This is a genomic window from Elusimicrobiota bacterium (assembly GCA_026388095.1).
GTDB lineage: Bacteria > Elusimicrobiota > Elusimicrobia > UBA1565 > UBA9628 > UBA9628.
This window is the reverse complement of the sequence record JAPLKL010000044.1, coordinates 1-20,206: the sequence shown is the minus strand read 5'-3', so window position 1 is coordinate 20,206 and position 20,206 is coordinate 1. Positions and strand designations below refer to the sequence as shown.

21 protein-coding genes are annotated in these 20,206 nt (G+C 65.7%); 10 read left to right on the top strand and 11 right to left on the bottom strand.

Annotation, left to right across the window (positions count from 1 at the left end; translation table 11 throughout):
- Positions 1-7: 7 nt before the first annotated feature.
- Positions 8-1,126, bottom strand: coding sequence for a HAMP domain-containing sensor histidine kinase (locus NTY77_10465; GenBank protein ID MCX5795907.1), 1,119 nt, complete (start codon positions 1,124-1,126; stop codon positions 8-10).
- A gap of 116 nt (positions 1,127-1,242) precedes the next feature.
- Between NTY77_10465 and NTY77_10460 the strand changes: the two genes are divergently transcribed.
- The gene (locus NTY77_10460) at positions 1,243-1,935 is read left to right on the top strand and encodes a hypothetical protein (protein MCX5795906.1); all 693 of its coding nucleotides are present in this window, start codon (positions 1,243-1,245) and stop codon (positions 1,933-1,935) included.
- Between the two features lie 86 nt (positions 1,936-2,021).
- Entirely contained in the window at positions 2,022-2,489 is a 468-nt protein-coding gene (locus tag NTY77_10455; GenBank protein MCX5795905.1) for a cyclic nucleotide-binding domain-containing protein, read from the top strand.
- A gap of 122 nt (positions 2,490-2,611) precedes the next feature.
- On the opposite strand, the gene ssnA is transcribed toward NTY77_10455, so the two are convergent.
- From ssnA to NTY77_10430, 5 genes are all read right to left on the bottom strand, one after another.
- Complete coding sequence (gene ssnA / locus NTY77_10450; GenBank protein MCX5795904.1) at positions 2,612-3,943, bottom strand: putative aminohydrolase SsnA; 1,332 nt, start codon at positions 3,941-3,943, stop codon at positions 2,612-2,614.
- Between the two features lie 4 nt (positions 3,944-3,947).
- Positions 3,948-5,159, bottom strand: a complete 1,212-nt coding sequence (locus NTY77_10445) for an MFS transporter (GenBank protein ID MCX5795903.1) — start codon at positions 5,157-5,159, stop codon at positions 3,948-3,950.
- A gap of 12 nt (positions 5,160-5,171) precedes the next feature.
- On the bottom strand, positions 5,172-7,664 hold the full coding sequence (locus NTY77_10440) for an FAD-dependent oxidoreductase (protein MCX5795902.1): 2,493 nt from the start codon (positions 7,662-7,664) through the stop codon (positions 5,172-5,174).
- A gap of 747 nt (positions 7,665-8,411) precedes the next feature.
- Positions 8,412-8,783: a hypothetical protein gene (locus tag NTY77_10435; GenBank protein ID MCX5795901.1), complete on the bottom strand. Its 372-nt coding sequence runs from the start codon at positions 8,781-8,783 to the stop codon at positions 8,412-8,414.
- Positions 8,780-9,409, bottom strand: coding sequence for a hypothetical protein (locus NTY77_10430; GenBank protein MCX5795900.1), 630 nt, complete (start codon positions 9,407-9,409; stop codon positions 8,780-8,782). The genes NTY77_10435 and NTY77_10430 overlap by 4 nt, the downstream gene beginning before the upstream one ends.
- A 334-nt stretch (positions 9,410-9,743) precedes the next feature.
- Between NTY77_10430 and NTY77_10425 the strand changes: the two genes are divergently transcribed.
- From NTY77_10425 to NTY77_10415, 3 genes are all read left to right on the top strand, one after another.
- The gene (locus tag NTY77_10425; protein MCX5795899.1) at positions 9,744-10,076 is read left to right on the top strand and encodes a helix-turn-helix transcriptional regulator; all 333 of its coding nucleotides are present in this window, start codon (positions 9,744-9,746) and stop codon (positions 10,074-10,076) included.
- 130 nt (positions 10,077-10,206) lie between these two features.
- Positions 10,207-10,491: a BrnT family toxin gene (locus tag NTY77_10420; protein MCX5795898.1), complete on the top strand. Its 285-nt coding sequence runs from the start codon at positions 10,207-10,209 to the stop codon at positions 10,489-10,491.
- Positions 10,469-10,732: a BrnA antitoxin family protein gene (locus tag NTY77_10415; protein ID MCX5795897.1), complete on the top strand. Its 264-nt coding sequence runs from the start codon at positions 10,469-10,471 to the stop codon at positions 10,730-10,732. Before NTY77_10420 ends, NTY77_10415 begins: the two co-directional genes overlap by 23 nt.
- A gap of 31 nt (positions 10,733-10,763) precedes the next feature.
- Here the strand turns inward: NTY77_10415 and tdh are convergent, their stop codons facing one another.
- Positions 10,764-11,795, bottom strand: coding sequence for an L-threonine 3-dehydrogenase (tdh, locus tag NTY77_10410; GenBank protein MCX5795896.1), 1,032 nt, complete (start codon positions 11,793-11,795; stop codon positions 10,764-10,766).
- An 88-nt stretch (positions 11,796-11,883) separates the two neighbouring features.
- On the opposite strand from tdh, the gene NTY77_10405 reads away from it, so the two are divergent.
- A complete protein-coding gene (locus tag NTY77_10405; GenBank protein ID MCX5795895.1) occupies positions 11,884-12,366 on the top strand; it encodes a peptidylprolyl isomerase in 483 nt (160 codons plus the stop codon).
- 16 nt (positions 12,367-12,382) lie between these two features.
- On the opposite strand, the gene NTY77_10400 is transcribed toward NTY77_10405, so the two are convergent.
- Genes NTY77_10400 through NTY77_10385 form a run of 4 tightly spaced genes read right to left on the bottom strand, consistent with a single transcriptional unit; the run spans position 12,383 to position 15,077 of the window.
- Positions 12,383-12,976 carry a hypothetical protein gene (locus NTY77_10400; GenBank protein MCX5795894.1) on the bottom strand — a complete coding sequence of 198 codons (594 nt, stop codon included), beginning with the start codon at positions 12,974-12,976 and terminating at the stop codon, positions 12,383-12,385.
- A 9-nt stretch (positions 12,977-12,985) separates the two neighbouring features.
- Entirely contained in the window at positions 12,986-13,612 is a 627-nt protein-coding gene (locus tag NTY77_10395) for a DUF47 family protein (GenBank protein MCX5795893.1), read from the bottom strand.
- Between the two features lie 44 nt (positions 13,613-13,656).
- Positions 13,657-14,709, bottom strand: coding sequence for an ATP--guanido phosphotransferase (locus tag NTY77_10390; protein ID MCX5795892.1), 1,053 nt, complete (start codon positions 14,707-14,709; stop codon positions 13,657-13,659).
- Positions 14,706-15,077 carry a hypothetical protein gene (locus tag NTY77_10385; GenBank protein ID MCX5795891.1) on the bottom strand — a complete coding sequence of 124 codons (372 nt, stop codon included), beginning with the start codon at positions 15,075-15,077 and terminating at the stop codon, positions 14,706-14,708. The genes NTY77_10390 and NTY77_10385 overlap by 4 nt, the downstream gene beginning before the upstream one ends.
- Before the next feature lie 49 nt (positions 15,078-15,126).
- Here NTY77_10385 and mgtE point away from each other — a divergent pair, with 49 nt between their 5' ends.
- The 4 genes from mgtE to NTY77_10365 are packed head-to-tail and all read left to right on the top strand — an operon-like array spanning position 15,127 to position 19,984.
- Positions 15,127-16,434, top strand: a complete 1,308-nt coding sequence (mgtE, locus tag NTY77_10380) for a magnesium transporter (protein MCX5795890.1) — start codon at positions 15,127-15,129, stop codon at positions 16,432-16,434.
- 54 nt (positions 16,435-16,488) lie between these two features.
- Positions 16,489-17,184, top strand: coding sequence for a cytidylate kinase-like family protein (locus NTY77_10375; protein ID MCX5795889.1), 696 nt, complete (start codon positions 16,489-16,491; stop codon positions 17,182-17,184).
- Positions 17,185-17,193: 9 nt separating this feature from the next.
- On the top strand, positions 17,194-18,096 hold the full coding sequence (locus NTY77_10370) for an SAM-dependent chlorinase/fluorinase (protein MCX5795888.1): 903 nt from the start codon (positions 17,194-17,196) through the stop codon (positions 18,094-18,096).
- 31 nt (positions 18,097-18,127) lie between these two features.
- Positions 18,128-19,984 (top strand): tetratricopeptide repeat protein, encoded by a 1,857-nt coding sequence (locus tag NTY77_10365; GenBank protein ID MCX5795887.1) that lies wholly within the window; start codon positions 18,128-18,130, stop codon positions 19,982-19,984.
- Positions 19,985-20,206 lie beyond the last annotated feature (222 nt).

The following is a 20,206-nucleotide window of genomic DNA, read 5'->3' as shown; positions in this document are numbered from 1 at the left end:
CGCTCCTTTACCTGCCTGCTTGCGCCGCGGGCTCGGGCTCGGCGGGGAGAGTGAAAGAGAACACGCTGCCGTCCCCGTTGCCGCTCTCCGCCCAGATCTTTCCGCCGTGGCTCTGCACGATCTCCCTGGCGATGGCCAGCCCCAGGCCGGTCCCTACGGTGCGCGCCTTCTTGCGGGTATCGGCGACCTGGAAGAACTGATCGAAGATGCTCTCCAACAGAGCCTTGGGGATGCCCACCCCGCTGTCCCGGACCTGCACCAGCACTTGGGACGCGGCGTCCCGACGGGCGAAGATCTCGACCTTGCCGCCGCTCGGAGTGAATTTGAAGGCATTGAAGACCAGGTTCGTGACCACCCGGGCGATCTGCCCCTTGTCCACGCAGACCTGCGGCAAGGGTTCCTGCGCCTGCATGATGAACTGGATCCCGAATTTCTCGGCGTTGACCTTATGCAGATCGTGCACGGACTGCAGGATCTCCCGCACGCGGACCGGGGCCTTGTGGAACTGCATGAGTCCCGCCCGGATCTTGGCGAAATCCAGGATCTCATCGATGAGGTAGGCCATCTCCTCCGTGCTGGAGCAGATGATGCCCAATTGCCGCTGCTGCGTCTGGGAAAGCGGCCCGGAGGTGCCGCTGCGCATGAGCTGCGCATAGGCCTGCACCGCGTTCAAGGGCGCCTTGAGGTCGTGGGTGACGCTGCGCGCGAACCGGTCCTTGAGTGCGTCGAACTCCTTGAGCGCTACGATCTGCCGGCCCAGGCCCTTGCCATGCTCGATCTCGCTGACCAGCTGCTTCTTCATGTAGTCTACCAGGATGGCCGCAAGGAGAAGGAAGGCCCCCCAAGTGAGCAGGCTGAAATAGAGCTCCACGCCGCCCCCAGGACCCAGGAACCGCTGCGGCGCCAGCGCCACATTCAACAAGGTCAGCAGGATGCAGGCGAGACCTCCCAGAATGGTCTTGCGGGTGTCCAAATAGTAGGCCGCCATCAGGACCGGGATGGCGTAGAGGTTCAGGAAGGCCAGCTTGTAGCGGACCAGATAATGGATGCACCCGGCCGACAAGATGATCGCCAAGACGAACACGAACTCGAATCTCAGCCTCAGCTTCTCCAGGATCGTTTTCATTTGATGCTTCCGGACGTTATCATTATAGGAAATGAAGCCCCCCCCAAGCGAGGGGGTCTCTGGGTCTTGACAGAGCGGGCCCTTGCCCCCAATAATGATATTACCGAGGCCGCGACATGCGCCTGCAGAGCTTCGCCTTCTCTCTCGTCCTCCTGGCTCCCGCGCTGGCAGCCGCGCAGACGCAGCCTGCGGACCAGCAGCCCGCGGCCGCGGCGACGAGCCTCATCCAGCCTGGCGCGATCCAGGGCCTCTCGGCCCGGTTCTTCGGCAACAGCTCCGCCCTGGACCGCGCCGCGGTCCCTCCGGCCGGCGCGGCCGCCCCGGTGAAGCCCGCCTCGCAAGCTCCCCTGACGGTCCTCGGCGGCACGGCACCGCGGGTCGCCCCGGATTGGTCCTTCACTCCCGGGAAGCTCTGCAGTACCAGCGACCCGGATTTCAAGGAGTTCCGCTACGCCGAGCAGATCCCTTACTGCAAGCGCCACGTCACCCAGCAGATGAAGCAGGAGGTGGCGGCGCACTATGGCGTCGCGCAGAGCGAATGGCACGACTACGAGTTCGACCACCTCATCCCCCTGTCCATCGGCGGCAACAGCCACGTTGAGAACCTCTGGCCCCAGCCCCATGGCTTCCCGGACGGCAGCAACGGCAAGGACAGACTCGAGATGAAGCTCTACCTGCAGATGAAGGGCGGAAGCATCCGGCAGGCCGCGGCGCTCGGACAGATCCAGCTCTGGTTCCAGGGCCAGAGCGAGGTCGACGGCGGGGCGCCCACCGGCCCTCCCCCTCCCGGCGACAATCCGGCGGACTGACGCGCGGAAACCCGACGCGCTGCCGACGTCCCTTTGACCGGAGCGGCCCGATGAGCTATCATTGACCCAGGATCGGAGGCCATGCCATGCCCAAGACACCTGTGCCGCAGAACATCCGCCCCAAGGACCTCGACTGGCTGGCCCAATCCCTGAAGCTCTCCGAGGCGCTCTCCGAGTCGCCGGCCCTGGAAAGCCTGCTGGAGAGCCTCCCCGCCATCTCTCTGGAGGTCTGGCCCGCCTATCAAGACGTGCTCCGGGAAGGCGAGCGCGGCGAGGATTTCTTCGTGGTCTACAAGGGCGAGCTGTCGGTCTGGCGCAAAGCCGCCAAGGCCGCGGCGCGCGAGGTGGGCCGGCTCGGCCCCGGCGACTTCTTCGGAGAGATCGGATTCTTGATGAAGTCCGCCCGCTCGGCCACGGTGCGCACGGAATCAGCCTGCCGGCTCTTCCGCTTCCCGGCCCGGGATCTCACCGGTCTGCTCAAGAAGCACAAAGCCCTGGACGCCTGGATCAAGCAAGTGGCCTGCACGCGCGTCCAGACGATGTTCCAGACCTAAGGCTCATAAGCCAGCGCCTTGGCGAGCTCCACGAACATGAGGCCCTTGGCCTTCGGTATGCCGAAGCGGGGGTCGTGCTCCGGGAAAGGCTCCGACTTTGTGAGGGTCAGACCCTCACAAAGTCAGAATCGGGCCCAGAGCTTCTTGGAGAGCTCCAGGGACTTGGCCGCGACTTCCGCCTCGTCCAAGCCGATCTTGAGCTTCTTGCCTTCCATGAGCACCTTGCCGCCGCAGATGGTGGTGTCCACGAAGGACTGGGAGATCCCGAAGCCCAGGTGCCCCAGGAAGGTGCTCTCGTCGAAGGGCGTGGGCGGCCAGTAGTCCATCAGGATCACGTCCGCCGCGTAGCCTTCCTTCAGCACGCCCACCTTTGGGTCCCAGTAGCGGTTGGCGATCTTGGCGTTGTTGAACATGAGGCTGCCCAGCGCCTCCATGAAGCCCACGCTCGGGTTGTTGTGGGACAGGTGCTGGGCCCAAAGGGCGACGCGCACCTCCTCGAGCATGTTCACGGTCATGGCGTCGGTGCCCAGGCCCACCAAAATGCCTTTCTGGGACATCTTGATGATGTCGGCCACGCCGACCGCGTTGTTCATGTTGGACTGCGGGTTGTGCGCCACGGCCGTGCCCGTGTCGCGCAGCAGGCTCATCTCGTCCTCGTCGACGTGCACGCAGTGCGCCGCGATGGTCTTGGGCCCCAGGATGCCGAACTTCTGCAGGCGCGCCACCACGCGCATGTTGAAGTTGTTGATGTTGTAGTCCTGGTCGGACTTGGCCTCGGCCGTGTGCACGTGGAAGCCCGCGCCCAGCTCGCGGCCGGCCGCGGAGGCCTTCTCCAGAGTCGCGTCCTTGATGGTGAAGGAGGCGTGCAGGCCGAAGAGGGCCTTGAGCTGCGGGTCCTTGTCCTTGGCGCACGTCTTGATGAAAGCCAGGTTCTCGTCGATGCCGTCCTGCGCCACCTTGGGCCCGTCGCGGTCCGAGAGCTCATAGCACAAAGACGCGCGCAGGCCGACGTCCTTGACGGCCTGGGCGATCTTGCTGAGCGAGCCGCGCGCGGCGAAGGGGCTGGCGTGGTGGTCGATGAGCGTCGTGGTGCCCCGCTTGACCGCGTCGATGAGGGGCAGGACCGCGCTGTAGTAGGAGTCTTCCACGGTCAGCTTCTTGTCGAGGCGCCACCACAGGTTCTCGAGGACCTCCTGAAAGTCCTTGGACGGGGCGGCTTTGCCCAGCCCGCGCACCATCGTGCTGTAGAAGTGCATGTGCGCGTTGATGAAGCCGGGCAGGACCACCTTGCCCTTGGCGTCGATGACCTTGGCGTACTTGCCCCGGAAGGTCCCTTGCGGCGCGATGGTCTTGATGAGCCCGTCCTGGATGAGCAGGGCGTGGCCATAGAGGACCTTGTTCTCATCGCCCAAGGTGGCGATGATGCCGTTCTTGATCAGGATGTTGCGGGGCATGGTTTCAGACCTCCGGTTGCGGCTGTCCGCTCATCATAGAAAAATTCCGGGCGCTGCGGCGCTGCAAAATGGCCCCGGTCACGAGCCAATGCCCCAATCCCACCAGGCAGCCCAGGACCATGCAGCCGACCCAGAGCGCCGGCCCGCCGAAGCTCCCCATCGCGAATCCGCCCAGCATCGGCGCCAGGAACGCTCCTCCGCCCCAGGCGGTCTGCAGGGCGCCCTGGTAGGTCCCGCGCAAAGACGCCGGGGACAGGGACGCCACGACGGTGGAGGCCATGGGCGCGCCTATGATCTCGCCGAGCGTCCAGACCACGATGGCCGCGACGTAGATGGGAGCGCCTCCGGCCAGGGCCTGGATGCCGAAGCCCACGCCGGTGAGCAGGCCGTTGAGCGCCAGCACCCGCGCGGGCGGCAGGCGCCCGAGCCGCTGGCCGACCCAGGGCTGCAGGATGGCGATCATGACCCCGTTGATGGCGATGATGTAGCCGAAGCCGGCGGCGGAGATGCCGTGGCGCTGCATGTCCACGGGCAAGGTGCAGTGCGCCTGGCTGTAGATGATCGCGATGCCCAGCATGAGCAGGAAGAAAGCGACGAAGCCGCCGTCCCGGAACGGCGCGGCGATGTGGAGCGGATGGGCCGTCCCCCCCTCGGGCCTGGTCTCCGGCACGAACAGGGCCACGAGCACGGCGAAGGCGAGCGAGGTGGCCGCGTCGGCCGTGAAGAGCACCAGGAAGCCGAAACGCATCAGGGCTCCCGCGACGATCATGGCGCCGGAAAAGCCAAGGTTGATGGCCCAATAGACCAGGCCGAAGGCGCGCTGGCGCTGGTCCGGGATGAGGTCCGCCACCATGGCCGAGCAGGCCGGCCGGTACATGTCCCCCAGGAAGGAGACGCAGAACACGGCCAGGGCCACGGCCGGCCCGCGCTGGACCGCGGCCAAGGACAGCACCGAGCACGCGCCCAGGCACAAGGAGGTCACCATCACGGCCTTGCGGCCCAAGCGGTCGGAGAGCCAGCCCCCCAAGGGCCCGGCCAGAACCGAGCCCGCGCCGTAGAGCGAGAGGATCAGGCCCACGCGCTCGACGCTGAACCCCCTCTGGGAGGTCAGGTAGATGGCCAGGAAGGGCACCACGAAACCGCCGAGGCGGTTGACGAGCATGCCCCACCAGAGGACCACGAAGGCCCGCGGCAGGCCGCGGAAAGGACTGCGCACCGGCAACCGGCCTTAGGCTTCCTTCAGGGCGGCCAGTTCCTTATGGGTCCGTTGGCGCATGTAGAGCGCGCCGGAGAAGCACTTCTGGGTGCAGATGGAGCAGCCCACGCACCGCTCCGGGTCGGTCTCCGGGACCTTCTCGTCGCTGAGGCTGACGGCCAGGTACGGGCAGCGGGTGCAGTTGCCGCAGTGCATGCAGAGCTCGTCCTTGACCGCGGAGATCTTTTTGACCGGAGAGAGCTCCATGAAGCCCCGGATGGGGTCCGGCAGCGCCCGGCCGATGAGCTGGTCCATCGAAGAGATCCCCCGCGCCTCCATCAGGTGCGAGACGCCCGAGTGCAGCTCGTCGATGATGCCGTAGCCCTGCTTCATCACGATGGTGCAGAACTGCACGGTCTTGGCGCCCAGAGCCAGGAAGTCCGCGGCTGACTTATAGTCCATGGGGCCGCCGTTGCCGGAGACCGCCACGCCCATGCGCGAGACGTTGGCCAAGGTCAGGTTCGAGATCGGGATGACCCCCTCGCCGCTCATGCCCACCACCACGCCCTCTTCCCAGGTGGATTTCTCGCCCTTGCGGAAGCCCAAAGTCGGGAAGGTGTTGGCCAAGGTCACTCCGGCCTTGGCGTTGCGGTACCGCGCCAGGACCTTCTTGATCTCGGCCATGATGGGGTAGATCGCGGTCACTGCGGCCGTGAGCTTGAAGAGCTTCGGGATGTCCGGGTCGCCGCTGGAGAGCACCCAGCCGATGATCTTGGCCGTGAGCTCCGCATCCTGGCTGACGATGTCGCCCTTGGTGCCGTCGCCGCCCTGCGGGCAGGAGAGGCTGTACTCGATGCCCATCACGCCGCAGTCCTCGAGCTTCTTGGTGTTGGACTGCCAGCCCTTCTTATCGCTCTCGTCGTTGCCCGTCACCGGGCCGCCCGTGGAGGCCATGGTGAGGCGGTCCGGGTATTCCTTGACCAGGCGCTCGATCTCGCGGCGCACGCGCTCGAGGTGATGGCCCGAAACGTTGTCGCAGTTGGCGTAGGTCGACTGCGTGAATGCGAACATGTATTCGGACGGGATATGGATCGGCACGCCGTCGAAGGCGGTCTTCATCACGCCGCCCGGCCAGCCGGCCTCGTAGGCCTTCCTCATCTGGTCGTAGCCGTCCGAAGGCGGCGCGGCCGAAAGCAGGAAGGGCGAGATGATCTTGCGGCCGAAGAAGTCGGCCTCCAGCGGCACGGGCATGAGGTTGCGGCCCGGCAGCAGGGCGTGGCTCTTGACCTTCCTGTCGATGGCGGGCTTGGGGCCCTTGGAGAGATACGCGTCTAGCTCCAAGGCCGCGTTCTTGCCCGCGGCCACGGCTTCCACCACCGTGGTGGGGCCGTTCTGCATGTCGCCGGCGAAGAACACGCCCTTGCGCTCCTCGGCCTTGACCGTGGGCCGCGAGCCGATGGCGATGATGACGCAGTCGATGTCCTGGCGGCGAGCTTGCGAGCCCGCCAGGGCCTTGACCTCGCGCGGATGGAACTTCCTGCCCTTGGGCAGAGCGACCTTGACGGTCTCCAGGCCCACGGCCTTGCCGGCCTTGGCCAGGATGGCGGTGACGCTGATGCGGCCGGTGATCTGGGCGCCGGTGTCGAGCAGGCCCTTCATCTCCTTGGCGGTCAGCGGCATCTCGCCGAGCTTCTCCAGGCAGAAGAGCTCGACTGAGGCCGCGCCCTGCTCGGCCGCGGTCTCGGCGCAGTCGGCGGCCACGGCGCCGCCGCCGATGACGGCCACGCGCCGGCCCTTGAGCGGGTGCTTGGCCGGGTCCTTGAGGCAGGCGAACCAGTTGAGGGAGGCTTCCTCGCCCGGGATGCCCAGGCGGATGGGGTTGTCCAGGCCGGAGGCCACCACCACGGCGTGGTACTTGGCGGCCAAGGTCGCCGGCGTCGGGACCTTCTTGCCCAGCTTGAAGGTGATGTGGCCCAGCGAGCGCAGGAAGTCGATGTCCGTGTCGAGCACGCGCTTGTCCAGGCGGAAGTCCGGGATGAGGTTGCACATGCCGCCCACGCGGCGGTCCGCGTCGAAGACGTCCACGGCGTAGCCCTTCTGGGCCAGCAGCGCGGCCGCGCCCAGCCCTGCGGGGCCGGCGCCCACCACGGAGACCTTCTTGCCGTTGGGCTTGGCCAGCTCGAAGCGGGGCATGACGCCCAGGTCCTTGGCCTTCTGCACGATGGTGGCCTGCATGGCCGGGATGTCGAGGGGAGCGTCGAACTCCTTATGCGAGCACTTCGCCATGCAGTGCTTGTCCGGGCAGACCGCGCCGCACACTCCGCCGAGCGGGTTGTGGCCCATGATCAAGGCCGCGGAGCGCTTGTAGTCCGAGGCTTCGCCCTTCATCGCGGCCATGATGAAATCGGCCGGGGAGCAGTCCGCGGGGCAGCCCGCTTGGCAGGGCTTTTCCGCGCAGTATTCGCACTTCTCCATCTCGTTTTGGAGCTGGGCGTCGGTCAGGAAAAGGGGCTTCTGGTCGTTCATGTCATCCCTCGGTCGGAATGCGCCTGATGGAGGCCCGCGCGGGTCCTCGTGGCTGCATTATAATATTTTTGGCTTATATCCCGGCGCGGCGAGAGCCGGGAAGGTGTTGGCGCCGGTCTGAAAGTGTCCAGCTGGAGCAATAAGCACTACAATCCTTCGGCTCCAAGGACTTGGGGGATTAATCGTTAGCAAACCCGTTGCATGCTTGCCCACGGATCAGGGGCAGTGCTTGATAGAGTTTCTCGATAGCTCTAATGTGCCGACTCCTTTCATTGTGTCTGGCGCAGGCTTTCCGCCTGATTCACTTTGCTTTCTTTACCACACCAGGGCAACCGAGGTAGCAGTTTTCTCGCTTATCGTGACAACCGTCGTTACACGGGTCCCAAAGAAGCAGATCCAGGGGGCTGCTTTGAACCTTGCACCCTGTAGAGCACGATTCATAAGTATTCTCGCACATCCGCATGCAGTTTCCCTCTGCCGAAACAACTTGTGATCCTGAGTGCCAGGTGCTGCTGATAATGAGACCACATCCACTAAGCGCAACAGCGGCGACAATCGCCACCACCAAGACCGAAAGACCCCGTGCTAGTTTTTTCATTGTTTTTCCCTCCTCGTGGTTGTAGGCTAAACAGCCCCATTTTGGCCAAGTCGCCTCGCCACCCCCCCCTTCCAAAGTTGCAAAACGGGGATGGGAACCATATTACTCGGACAGGTCTCTGAGCTGTGCTTTGCCCGAAATGGTGAGGTCTACCGCCCCTGCTGTCTTTTGATCGCCAGCCCATTGACGAGCGTGCAATGCTGAGCAAAGAAAGGATAAACATAGAGCACCTTGTAGTCCGAAGTCACTTCAATCAGAGCATCGCCTCCGGATTTCTTGAGCGCCGCGTCAATAGCAGCTTGCAGGCGGTTACTGCCTCCCACGGGTATTATGGTGAGCAATAGAGAACGACAGGATTCTCCGGCTGCCGGCCCTACTACCTCGTAGCTGGGCGGGTTGATCGGTACGTTGGACGCGGCCATCTGGTGAGGAAGGTAGTATGTGCAGCCAGCCAGCCCCAGAGCCAACGCTGCCATTAGCAATGCGGTTTTTTTCATTTTATTTTGCTCCTTGATCGTCATTTCCCGCCGAAGCGGGCCGAAAGCGCGAAAACAAGTTCGTTGGCGACACCCAGCCTGCTCTGGGCTCGCGGTTCCAATTCAAAAAGCCGGGCTCCATAGCGGACGTCACATCGCAGAGGCTTTACCGGCGAATACCATAGCCCTGCGCCGATCATGGCCATGGGATACTCGCCCGCTTCGCGGAAGTCGACACTGCCCCTGCCTTTTATTGTGGTATGGTTGCCGCCCAAGCCAAATCTGACTCCATAGCCGAAACGCTCTTCCACGAAGGACGAACCGAGTTCCCCGATCAACAAATATGAGAGAGCCTGGAAATGGTATTTTCCTGCTCCAAATGATGCATTCTTGAAGTCGAAGTCGAGGCTGTCCAACTCAACGCCTATGGCAAAGTGGCGAGAAAGCTGCGCCAGATAAGCTCCTCCGAACATCGTCCCCTGGTCAGCTGAAATCCCGCTATCGGCTGAAATTGGATACATAGGACCCGCATGAATTTCCAACTGGTGAACCGTTTTCCATCGTGCGGCGTCGGCAGCCGGATTTTCCAGGCTGGCACGTTGCACCGGGAAGGCGGCTCCTGTTTCCGCCGCTGCGGACAGAGGCAAACAAAAGCCCGCGACGTATGCCATTATCAGCGTTAGGAACATTTGATGCGCCGCACCTTCTCTTTGCATAGTCTCCCCCATGCGCTGCCCGCGAGTTGCGGAATGTAGGTTAAAGACGCCATCTTTCCTTTTTGTATGGTGCATACGCCTCCTGCTGTCCCGCATAACAACACTCCCCCAGAGCCTAGCAGCCTGATTCCGTGCGGCCCGCATGAAATAGCGGCAACGATGTGGCATCCCTGGTGCTGGATTGAATATATCTAATCAGTTGTTTGTATGTCAATTATATGAATTGCTATTCACGCCATTATCATAACGCCATCTACTCGCGTAAAATTGATAGATGCCGACTCCATCAATGGCCGAGGTCTATACCCTGCTGGGGCGCCGAATCCAAGAGGAACGAAAGGCCCGCCATTTCACGCAGCAGGAGCTGGCCGAAGCCGCGGCCATGGACACTGGCCACCTCAGCCGCATCGAACACGGGAAGGCAATCCCCAGCATCAGCGTGGTCAAGAGGCTGGCCGACGTCCTGGGGGTCCCCATCGCCCGGCTTTTCTCCGACATCCCGCCCCACAAGTCTCCCGATGACGGCTGGGCCGGCAAGCTGGGCGCCATGGTCAAGGAGATGCCCCCCAAACGCCGCGACCAAGTGTTGCGCGTCCTGAAAGCGCTGGCCAAAGACGACTGATTTAAGAAGCGCCACAACAGCCGGCGCAATCAAGAAAATAACATGGTGGCATCACGTCATTCTCGTAGTCCAAAAACGCCCACCTTGACGACCTCTTGACCCGCGAATAATTTCAGTGTACACTATAAATATGACGTTCGAATGGCACAATGAAAAGGCGCAGCAGAACGCTCTCAAACATGGAATTGATTTTAGGACGGCGACGTTCGCGTTCGATGACCCTTGCGCCTTCATCCTGGACGATGCGAGACATTCTCACGACGAAAAAAGGCAATGGCTGATTGGAGATTCCGGCTCAGGCATCCTGGTTGTCGTGTTCACCGTTCGCTCCCCAGGCCGCAGGATACGAATCATCAGCGCGCGGCGAGCAAATCAAAAAGAGAGGAGGAACTATGCGCAACTCAAAGGGGTTTGACTTCTCTAAGGCGCGCCGGGTTACTTCCAAAGAAACTGCGACTTTTCGGAAGGCGATTGAAAACACGTTCCAGATCAAGCGGCCCGCCCGCGGCCGACCTCTCAAGGGCCCGGACAAGTACCAAGACGTTCACATCCGGCTTCACCCGAAAGTGCTCCAATGGGCTCGGGCTCGGGCCAGGCATCTTGGCATCGGGTATCAAACCTTCATCAACGCCACGCTTCTGCGCGACGCGGCATAAGGCCTTCCTCGCCGAGATACTCTGACGGACCTTAGGCCCGAGTCCAGTCCAGGATGACCTTGCCGGACTTGCCGGAAATCATGGCCGCGAAGCCCTTCTCGTAATCCTGGAAGGGAAAGCGGTGCGTGATGACCGGCTTGATATCCAAGCCGCTCTGCAGCATGGCGCACATCTTGTACCAGGTCTCGAACATCTCCCGGCCGTAGATGCCCTTGAGAGTGAACGCCTTGAAGATGACCTGGTTCCAGGGGATGGTGGTGCTCTGGGGCAGGAGGCCCAGCAGGGCCACGTTGGCCCCCATCTTGAGGACCTCGATCATGCTGTTGAAGGCGGCCGGGCTGCCGGACATCTCCAGGCCCACGTCGAAGCCCTCGGTCATGCGCAGCTTCTTCATGACGTCCGACAGCTTCTGGGTGCGCACGTCCACGGCGTTCTCCACGCCAACCTTGCGGGCCAGCTCCAGCCGGTACTCGTTGATATCCGTGATGACCACGTGGCGCGCGCCCACGTGCTTGGCGATGGCCGCGGCCATGATGCCGATGGGGCCGGCGCCCGTGATGAGCACGTCCTCGCCGACCAGGTCGAAGGCCAAAGCCGTGTGCACCGCGTTGCCCAGGGGATCGAGGATGGAGGCTTCGTCGTCGGTCACGCCGTGCGGGATGGGGAACACGTTCTCGGCGGGCAAGGCCAGGTATTCGGCGAAGCAGCCCGGTCGGTTGACGCCGATGCCCTTGGTGTTGATGCAGAGGTGCCGGTGGCCGGCGCGGCAGTTGCGGCAGTGGCCGCAGACCAGATGCCCCTCGCCGGAGACCTTCTCGCCGACGCTCAACCCCTGCACCGCCGGGCCCAGCTTGGCGATCTCGCCCACGAACTCGTGGCCCACGTGCATAGGCACGGGGATGGTCTTCTGCGCCCACTCGTCCCATTGGTGGATATGCACGTCAGTGCCGCAGATGGCGGTCTGCCGGATCTTGATGAGGACGTCGTGGTCTCCGATGGACGGCTCGGGCACGTCCTCCAGCCAAAGGCCCTTCTCCTTCTTCTTCTTGACCAAAGCTCTCATGCTTTCGCTCCTTTGGGGGTGAGGGACCTATACTACCATCCGGCCAGCACCCCGTCAATTCCTCATAAAATTTTGCTAGGCTCATTCCATGAAGACAGCCACCATCGTGACCAGCCGCGGAACCATCAAACTCAAGCTCTTCGACGCCGAGTGCCCCGGCACCGTCTTGAACTTCGAGAATCTCGCCAACTCCAAGTACTATGACGGGCAGAAGTGGCACCGGGTCATCAAGGACTTCATGATCCAGGGCGGCGACCCCTTGAGCCGCGACGGGGGGCCGGCCGTGGGCACGGGCGGGCCGGGCTACAAGATCGAGTGCGAGATCCGGCCCAAGCTCAAGCACGGCAAGGGCACCCTCTCCATGGCCCACGCCGGCTCCTGCGAGCACGACCCCGCTTCGGGCCGGAAGCTCTCGGGGATATGCTCCAACGGCTCCCAGTTCTTCATCACCCACTGCCCCACGCCGCACCTCGATGGCATCCACACGGTCTTCGGCCAGGTGACCGCGGGCCAGGACGTCGTCGACGCCATCAGGCAGAACGACGCCATCGTCAGCATCCGCGTCGAATGATGAGCGCGCCGCGCCGCTAAGCCTGCTGGGGGCTCGGCGGGCTCACGATCAGCCGCCCCATAGGCCGCAGCGGGACCGCCGCCCGCAGGCGCAGCGTCGGCTCGGGAGAACACGTCCCGCCGCCCGCCGCCGCGAGCAGCCGGTTGGCGATGCCGGCAAGCACCTGGGCCTGCTGGGAAACGGCCCCCAGCTCCTCCACCAGGCCCCAGGCCTCCACCTTGTGCTCGGCCTCGAGCAGGTGCCGATGCGCCAGCACGGCCTGGTCCAGGAGCGCGGCCAGGCTCCGGTGCAGCCGGTGGGTCAGGCGCCTGACGGCCTGGACGCGGGCCGAAGACGGCTCGCCGCGGCCGGCTGGAGGCTCGATGCCTGCGAGCGCGGCGGAGAGGCCCGCGGAATCCCGGCCGAAGACGTGCACGTCGCCGCGCAGGGCCTGCAGGTCGCGGCCGAACGTGGAGTCCGCGGCATCGGCCCCGGCGTCGTCCTTCAAGGCCCGGGACATGCGCTGGGCGCGGAACAGAAGGTCTTCGAGCATCCGGGATAGGACGACGACGCGGACGCTGACCGCCGACAGCCTGATCTCAGCCTGCTGGAGCGCCAGGAGCTGGCCCATGAGAGGTCCTCAGGCCTGCTTGACCAGGATGGTCTCGATGGTGTTGGCGATGTCCTCGCATTTGTCCAGGGCGGACTCGACCAACTCGTAGATCTCCTTCCATTTCATCACATCGATGGGATCGGGCTGGCCCTCGAAGAGCTTGCTCAGGGCCATGTCGCGAGCATGGTCCCCGGTGTTCTCCAGGCGGTTGATCTCGATGCAGTAGTCCAGCACGCGGCGGGTCTTGTCCTTGTCCTGGAGATCTCCGATGGCCTTGCGGATGGCGTCGACCGATTGATCCAGTATGTCGATGAGCTGCACGAGGTCGGGGGTGGAGTTGTGGATATGGTAGAGGTGCATGCGGTTGCACAGGGACTGCACCATGTCCACGATGTCGTCCATCTCGCCGGCCAACTGGCGGATGTCCTCCCGGTCGAAGGGCGTGATGAAGGTCCGGTTGAGCTTGTCGTAGATCTCGTGGGTGGTGATGTCGGCCTCGTGCTCGATCTCCCGGATGGACTCGAAGGCGGGAGAATCCTCATCCCAGTTCTTCACCAGCTCCTTGAACGCCTTGACGGCCTTGCAGTTGTAGGCGGCCTGAGCCTCGAAGAGCTTGAAGAACTTCTCTTCCTTGGGCAGAAAGCTGAAAGCCATTGGTTTCTCCTGTGGGCCTTTAGTCTATCAATTTTTCGAGGGGGTCATTTCCCGGTCAGGCGCCGGCGGACCAAAGAGGCCCGCAGTGCGGCTTGGTCTTCTTCGACGAGGGGCTTGCCCGCCAGCATCGCGAGGTGCGCGGGCTGGGTCAGGATCATGAGTTCGTTGACGGTCGCGAAGTCGCCTGGGACCGCCCAGCCCAACGAGAGTCCCAGACGCAGAGCCGAAAGATGGCGGCAGGATTCCTCAAAAGACAGCAGGCGCGCCCCGGTCAGGACGCCGATGGCCCGGTATACGGTGTCCTCGATGCGGGCGCGGTCGGGCCCCGCAGCCAGCTTCTGCCGAGCGTCCTTCTCGCGCCGCACCAGGGCCTCCGCCGCGCTCTCCACCGCGGCCGCCAGCTCGGCCTCGGTGCGGCCCAAAGCCGTGGCGTTGGATATCTGGAAGAAGTCTCCCATCACCTTGGTGCCCTCCCCGTAGAGTCCGCGCGCGATGAGGCCCGCGCGGGGCAGGGTCTCGAGCAGCGTGTTGATGAGGCCGGCCAGGCCCAGGCCGGCCAGGTGCATCAAGGCCGAGGCGCGCATGCCCGTGCCCAGATTGGTCGGGCAGGCGGTCAAGTAGCCCCAGTCCCGCCGGAAGGCGAAGTCGAGGCTTTGGGACAGCTCGTCGTCCAGGCCGCCCGCCGTGCGCGCGGCCCGGCGCAGGTCCAGCCCCGGCGCCAGGGCGAAGAGGCGCAGGTGGTCCTCCTCGTTGATCATGAGGTTGAGGCACTCGCGCGGGTCGACGACCGCCCCGCCTTGGCCGGCCCGGCCGGCCAGGGCGGGGCTGATGAGGTGGCGTTCGGCCAGGAACCTCAAGTCCACGTCGTCGAGCCCGTCGAGCTCGAGATAAGCCGCGCCCTTGAGAGTGGTCCGCCGCGCCGCGGCGAAGACCTGCTCGCGCGCGGCCTTGAGGGCCGCGGCCTTGGCCCGGCCCGGGAACTGCACCGCGGCGAGGTTGCGCGCCAGGCGCACGCGGCTGGCGAGCACCACGTCGGCGCTGGGCCCCTCGGCCTGGACCCACCCCATGCGGCAGGGCAGCATCCCTTGGAGGTTCATGGGCCGGGCGGGGTAGGCGGGGCCTTGCCGCGATGGACGGTGGCGCCCGCGTGGACCCGGGGGAGGAGGGGCCGCAGGAGGGCCGCGAAATGGTCGTAGCAGCGCGCGCAGCCCAAGCGGCCGGTCTCGCGGAAATCCGTCCAGGTCGCGCCGCAGCCGGAGCAGGGCGCCGGGGCCGGGACCCTGGCGCGGGGCGCCCCGGCCTTGGCCGCGAGCTGCAGGAGGGCGGCCATGGGGTTGACGGGGTTGAGAGGGACAGGGGCCTCGGCCGCGCAGGCGGCGCAGAGCGCGGCCTGGGAGACCTGGCTGTTGATGATGTGCTTGATGAAGACCACGGCCTCGGTCTTCTTGCAGGACGTGCAGATCATCGCGGTGGCACCATTCTAACATTTCCCGGATTTGTTAAGATGTCCGCGCATGAGCGTCAAGCAGCACGCCGCCTTCGCCTTGGTCAAGCGGTTCATCGACGTGGACCCTCAGCAGGCGGCCCTGGCCCTGGAAGGCCTGCCCGAGGCCGAGGCGGCCATACTCCTCTGCAGCTTGCCGCTGCGCGCCTGCGCGTCCTGCCTGGACCACGCCCGGCCGGATTTCGCAGCCGCCGTCATCCAGAAGCTGGTGCCGGGGCCCGCGACTTCCATCCTCGCGCACATGGAGCCGGACCACGCCGCGGACATCATCCGGGCCCTGCCCGAGCCGGCGCGCCACGGGGTCCTGGAAGGCCTGCCCCCGGAGCTCTCGCGCCGGGTCGGCGAGATGCTGATCTATCCGGAGGGCAGCGCCGGGCGGCTCATGAAGACCTCGGTCCTCTCCTTTCACAAGGACCTGACCGTGCGCGAGGTCATCGGGCGCCTGCGCGCCAAGTCCACCAAGCGGGCGCACAGCTATGCCTACGTGGTGGGGCCGGAGAACGTCCTCCTGGGCGTCTTGAACATGCGCGACCTTATCATGGCGGCGCCGGACCAGCCCCTGGAGAAGATCATGCGCGAGGTCTTCTCGGTCCCCGCCTTCACGGACCGCGCCGAGCTGGTGCGCTTGGCCCGGGAGCGCAACTACCTATTCATCCCGGCGGTGGATGCCCGCCAACGACTCATGGGCGCGGTGCGCGCCAAGGACATCCTGGAGTCGAGCGAGTCGCAGGCCACGAAGGGCATCCAGATGCTGTTCGGCGCGGGCGGCGAGGAGCGGGCCCTCTCCCCGGTGCGCCTGAAGATAGCCCGCCGCCTGCCCTGGCTCTTCGTCAACCTGGCCATGACCTTCCTGGCCGCAGGCGTGGTGTCCTTATTCGAGGACCTCATCGCGCGCATGGCCGTGCTCGCGGTGTTCCTGACCGTGGTCTCGGGGCAAGGCCGCGACGCCGGCATACAGTCCCTCTCCGTCGCCCTGCGCGGCCTGGTCATGCGCGAGGTGCGCCTCCAGGACTCCATGCGCTTCATCCGGGGCGAAGTCGCGGCCGGGCTCGTCAACGGCCTCCTCGTGGCCGTGGTGACGGCCCTGGCCGCCTGGCTCTGGAGCGGCCATCCCTACCTGGGCCTGGTCGCCGGGCTCGCCATGGTGGTCAACATGGTCGCGGCCGCCCTGGCCGGGGCCGGCCTGCCCATCGCCATGCAGCGGCTGGGGTTCGACCCCGCGCAGTCTTCGGGGATATTCCTGACCACGGTCACGGACGTGGTGGGCTTCTTCGCCTTCCTGGGCTTCGCCGCGCTCTTCGAAGGGCTCCTGCGCTGAAAGCTCTGGCACATGCCGGTCTTGGTATACTAGAATCCGGATAGGGAGATAATCATGACCACGGCCCATAATATCGACAAGATCATCGCGGAGCAGGTCAAGCGCTGGGAAGCCTCGCGCCCCGGACCCGCGGCCGAGCGCCGGCGCGAGCCGGTCATCTCCATCTCCCGCCTGCCGGGCTGCAACGGCCGCGCTTTGGCCGAGGAGCTGGCCCGGAAGCTCAAGTTCGACTTCTTCGGCAGGGAGCTGCTGCATCAGGTGGCGGAGAGCGCGCACTTGAGCGAAACCATCCTGAACACCGTGGACGAGAAGGACCTTCCCATGATCACGGAATGGATCCAGTCGCTGTTCCTGGAACGCTATCTGACGGGGGATTATTTCCGCCACCTCTCCAAGGTCCTCATGGCCATCGCCGAGCACGGCCGGGCCGTCATCCTGGGACGGGGGGCCGGGTTCATCCTCAAGCCGGAGCTCTGCCTGCGGGTGCTGCTGGTGGCGCCGCTGGAGGAACGCGTGGCGGTCGTGGCGCGCCGGGACAAAGTCTCGCGCGACGAGGCCATGCGCCAGGTGGTCCACAGGGAATCGGAACGGCGCGCCTTCATCCAGCGGCACTTCCACGCCCAACTGCTGGACCCGGTCCACTACGACATGGTCCTCAACACCGCCGGCCTCGGCCAGGAAGGGGCGCTGGCCGCCATCCACGCGGCCTGGGAGAACAAGAGGAAGCAGGCGCCGGCCGGGGCCCAGTAAGCGCCAGAAATGAAGATCCTGCGCCGATGGGCGTGCCTCGCGGTCGTGTCCGGCCTCCTCTTTTCGGTCCAGCCGGTCCGCGCGGCCCCTCCCCAGACCCGGAGGACCATCGGCTTCCTGTCGGACTTCGACCTCAAAGACGATGCGGTCGGCATCTGCAAGGCGGTGATGGAGGGAGTCGCCCCGGGCGTCAAGGTCATCGACATCACCCACCAGGTCACCCCCTTCGCCATCGCCGAGGGCGCGCGCTTTTTGGCCGGAGCCGCGCCTTATTTCCCCCGGGACGCGGTGTTCGTAGCCGTGGTCGACCCGGGCGTGGGCGGCTCGCGCAAGGCCGTCATCGCCCGGTCAAAGGCGGGCCAGTTCTTCGTCCTGCCGGACAACGGCCTGCTGACGCTCATCCAGGACCGCGACGGGATAGCCGCCGCGCGCGAGATCGCCAACCCGGACTGGATGGCAGGCGCCAAGCGCTCTTCGACCTTCCACGGCCGAGACATATTCTCTCCGGCCGCGGCGCATCTGGCCAGAGGCGACGACTGGGCCTTGGCCGGCCCGGAGTTGGATGTCGCCAGGCTCGCGCGCCTCCAGATCGAACCGGCGCGCGCGGACGCCAAGGGCCTGCACGGCCGGGTCATCGGCACGGACGGGCCTTACGGCAACCTCGTGCTCGACGTGCCGGCCGAGACCTTTGCGCAGCTGGACTACCGTCTGGGAGACACCGTCCCGGTCACGCTGGCCGAAAAGTCCTACCGGTTCCCCTTCGTCAAGACCTTCGGCGACGTCCCGGAGGGCCAAGGGCTCTTCTACATCGATTCACACGGCCGGCTCGGACTGGGCCTCAACAAGAAAGATTTCGCCAAGACCTATTCGGTCGGCCCGGGCGCCGGACTCTTCATCCCGCGGCGGCAGTAGCCCGCCCGGAGATTGCTACAATGGCTCCGTGATGGCGCGGCTGCGCGAGCGGCTCTCCTCGGACGTCTTCCTCATCTGGGCCGTGATCCTGCTGGGGCTGGTCCTCTACGCGGGCTCCTTGGGGCATCCCCTCATCGGAGACGACCACACCTTCGTCCTGGGCCAGCCCTTCACCCAGGACTGCTCCAACCTGCTCAAGCTCGCCGACCCCCGGTACTACCTCAACCGCGTCCTGCCGGTGACCGGCGCGGCGCGCCCCGTCTGGCTCGGCTCAGTCATCGCCGACTCCTGCATCTACGGCGGCGCGGCCGCCGGCTACCACCTCAGCAGCCTGCTCTGGCATGTCTGCGCCTCGGTCCTGCTCATGGCCTTGGCCTGGACCCTGTGCCGGGACGACTGGACGGCCCTGGGAGCGGGGGTGCTCTTCGTCGCCAACCCCCTGCACACGGAGAACGTCAACATCATCACTTTCCGCACGGACATCCTGGCGCTGGCGTTCATGACCTTGGCCTTCACGCTCTACCTGCTCAGGCGCTCCCAAGCCGGCTGGCGGCGGCTCGGCCTCCTGGGCCTGTCCTTGGCCTGCTATGGGTTGGCCGTGCTGGCCAAGGAGATGGCCGTCACCTTGCCGCTGCTGGTGGTGCTGGGAGACTGGCTGTTCCCGGAGTCCCGGACGCCGAAAGCGGAGCCGCCGCGGGCGGCGCGCCGGCTCCCCTGGCGGGCCGCGGCGGCCTTCGCTTTGGTCCTGCTCTGCTATCTGTGGTTCCGGATGCCGCGCGCGGGCAACGTGGTGCTGGGACATCAGGACTTCTTCAGCAGCGTGCGCGACACCTTGAGCGGGGCAGCGGCCAAGACTCCCGAGGGACCGACCCCCGCCCACCCGGCCATCGTGGTGCCCTGGCAGCAGGTCTACGAGAGCCCCAAGGCGCGCCTCCTGACCATGGCCCGGATCATGGGAGAGGACCTGAGCCTCCTGCTCTGGCCGCATCCCCTCCAGGGGGACTATTCCCCCCGCCCCGCGGTGTCTTGGCGCGAGCCCGGTCCCATGCTGGCCGTCCTCGCCTGGCTGGGTGTCTTGGTCCTGGCCTGGGCTCTGAGGCGGCGCCTGCCCATGGCCGCCTTCGGCCTGCTCTGGCTGCCGGTCACGCTCCTGCCGGTCAGCGGGCTGTGGCTGCTGCACAACCTGCAGGCGGACCGCTACCTCTACGTCCCCTCGGCTGGCATCGCCTTGGCCGCGGCAGCCGCGCTCTCCTGGCTGACGCGCCGCGCGGGGCGCAGCGGGCGTCTGGCCGCGCCCGTTTTGGCCGCGGCCATCGTCGCCTCCTACGCGCTCATGACCGCGAGCCGCAACCTGGACTACCAGGACGACGCCTCCTTGCAGGCCGCCACCGTGGCCGCGGACCCGGGCGTGGCCCGGGCCCACTTCAACCTGGCCCAGATCCTGCGCGGCCAGGGCCGGCTCGCCGCGGCCGAGGCCGAGTACCGGGCGGCCCTGGAGCTTTGGCCGGACTTCGCCGCGTGGAGGACGGCCTTCGCCATCGCCCTGCTCCAGCGAGGACGGGTGGCGGAGGCCGCGGACCAGCTGCAGGCCTCCCTGAAGCAGGACCCGGGCGACCCGGCCGCGCACTATTTCCTGGGCGTCGCTCATTGGCGCGCCGGCCGCAGGGCCAAGGCCGCGGCCGAGTTCGACGCCGCTTTGCGCCTCGATCCTGCGGACCGCGCCGCGGCCCAGGCCAAAGCCTACGTGGCCGCGGCCCGCAAGCGCGCCGGCCGCAAGGCCGCGGCTCCGGCCGCCTACCTGGACTCGGCGCGGGCCTGCTCGGCCGCCGCCTGGGAGCAGGCCCGCCTCATGCTCTCCATGCCCTGTTCCGCCGGGCCGGGACGCTAGCCGGCCGCAGTCCTTCCCGAACAGCCGCTGCCTCTGGCTCGTCCTGGAGGTTCCGGACGCGGCGCAGGCGCGGCCGGAACCCCGGCGGTGTGCCCAGCATGAGCATGACTGGGAGGTGCAAGTCCTCTGGAGAACCTGGTCGCAGGGACTCCAAGCGAAACGCAAGGCGATGGTCCGCGAGGGTCACGCTGAAAGAAGCGGATAGCGAAGCCGCGAGTCGAC

What these genes read in the sequence shown, in the direction of transcription:
- NTY77_10465 (MCX5795907.1), bottom strand. Translation starts at nt 1,126, where the DNA reads ATGAAAACGATCCTGGAGAAGCTGAGGCTGAGATTCGAGTTCGTGTTC.
- NTY77_10460 (MCX5795906.1), top strand. Translation starts at nt 1,243, where the DNA reads ATGCGCCTGCAGAGCTTCGCCTTCTCTCTCGTCCTCCTGGCTCCCGCG.
- NTY77_10455 (MCX5795905.1), top strand. Translation starts at nt 2,022, where the DNA reads ATGCCCAAGACACCTGTGCCGCAGAACATCCGCCCCAAGGACCTCGAC.
- ssnA (MCX5795904.1), bottom strand. Translation starts at nt 3,943, where the DNA reads ATGCCCCGCAACATCCTGATCAAGAACGGCATCATCGCCACCTTGGGC.
- NTY77_10440 (MCX5795902.1), bottom strand. Translation starts at nt 7,664, where the DNA reads ATGAACGACCAGAAGCCCCTTTTCCTGACCGACGCCCAGCTCCAAAAC.
- NTY77_10435 (MCX5795901.1), bottom strand. Translation starts at nt 8,783, where the DNA reads ATGACGATCAAGGAGCAAAATAAAATGAAAAAAACCGCATTGCTAATG.
- NTY77_10430 (MCX5795900.1), bottom strand. Translation starts at nt 9,409, where the DNA reads ATGGCATACGTCGCGGGCTTTTGTTTGCCTCTGTCCGCAGCGGCGGAA.
- NTY77_10425 (MCX5795899.1), top strand. Translation starts at nt 9,744, where the DNA reads ATGGCCGAGGTCTATACCCTGCTGGGGCGCCGAATCCAAGAGGAACGA.
- NTY77_10420 (MCX5795898.1), top strand. Translation starts at nt 10,207, where the DNA reads ATGACGTTCGAATGGCACAATGAAAAGGCGCAGCAGAACGCTCTCAAA.
- NTY77_10415 (MCX5795897.1), top strand. Translation starts at nt 10,469, where the DNA reads ATGCGCAACTCAAAGGGGTTTGACTTCTCTAAGGCGCGCCGGGTTACT.
- tdh (MCX5795896.1), bottom strand. Translation starts at nt 11,795, where the DNA reads ATGAGAGCTTTGGTCAAGAAGAAGAAGGAGAAGGGCCTTTGGCTGGAG.
- NTY77_10405 (MCX5795895.1), top strand. Translation starts at nt 11,884, where the DNA reads ATGAAGACAGCCACCATCGTGACCAGCCGCGGAACCATCAAACTCAAG.
- NTY77_10400 (MCX5795894.1), bottom strand. Translation starts at nt 12,976, where the DNA reads ATGGGCCAGCTCCTGGCGCTCCAGCAGGCTGAGATCAGGCTGTCGGCG.
- NTY77_10395 (MCX5795893.1), bottom strand. Translation starts at nt 13,612, where the DNA reads ATGGCTTTCAGCTTTCTGCCCAAGGAAGAGAAGTTCTTCAAGCTCTTC.
- NTY77_10390 (MCX5795892.1), bottom strand. Translation starts at nt 14,709, where the DNA reads ATGAACCTCCAAGGGATGCTGCCCTGCCGCATGGGGTGGGTCCAGGCC.
- NTY77_10385 (MCX5795891.1), bottom strand. Translation starts at nt 15,077, where the DNA reads ATGATCTGCACGTCCTGCAAGAAGACCGAGGCCGTGGTCTTCATCAAG.
- mgtE (MCX5795890.1), top strand. Translation starts at nt 15,127, where the DNA reads ATGAGCGTCAAGCAGCACGCCGCCTTCGCCTTGGTCAAGCGGTTCATC.
- NTY77_10375 (MCX5795889.1), top strand. Translation starts at nt 16,489, where the DNA reads ATGACCACGGCCCATAATATCGACAAGATCATCGCGGAGCAGGTCAAG.
- NTY77_10370 (MCX5795888.1), top strand. Translation starts at nt 17,194, where the DNA reads ATGAAGATCCTGCGCCGATGGGCGTGCCTCGCGGTCGTGTCCGGCCTC.
- NTY77_10365 (MCX5795887.1), top strand. Translation starts at nt 18,128, where the DNA reads ATGGCGCGGCTGCGCGAGCGGCTCTCCTCGGACGTCTTCCTCATCTGG.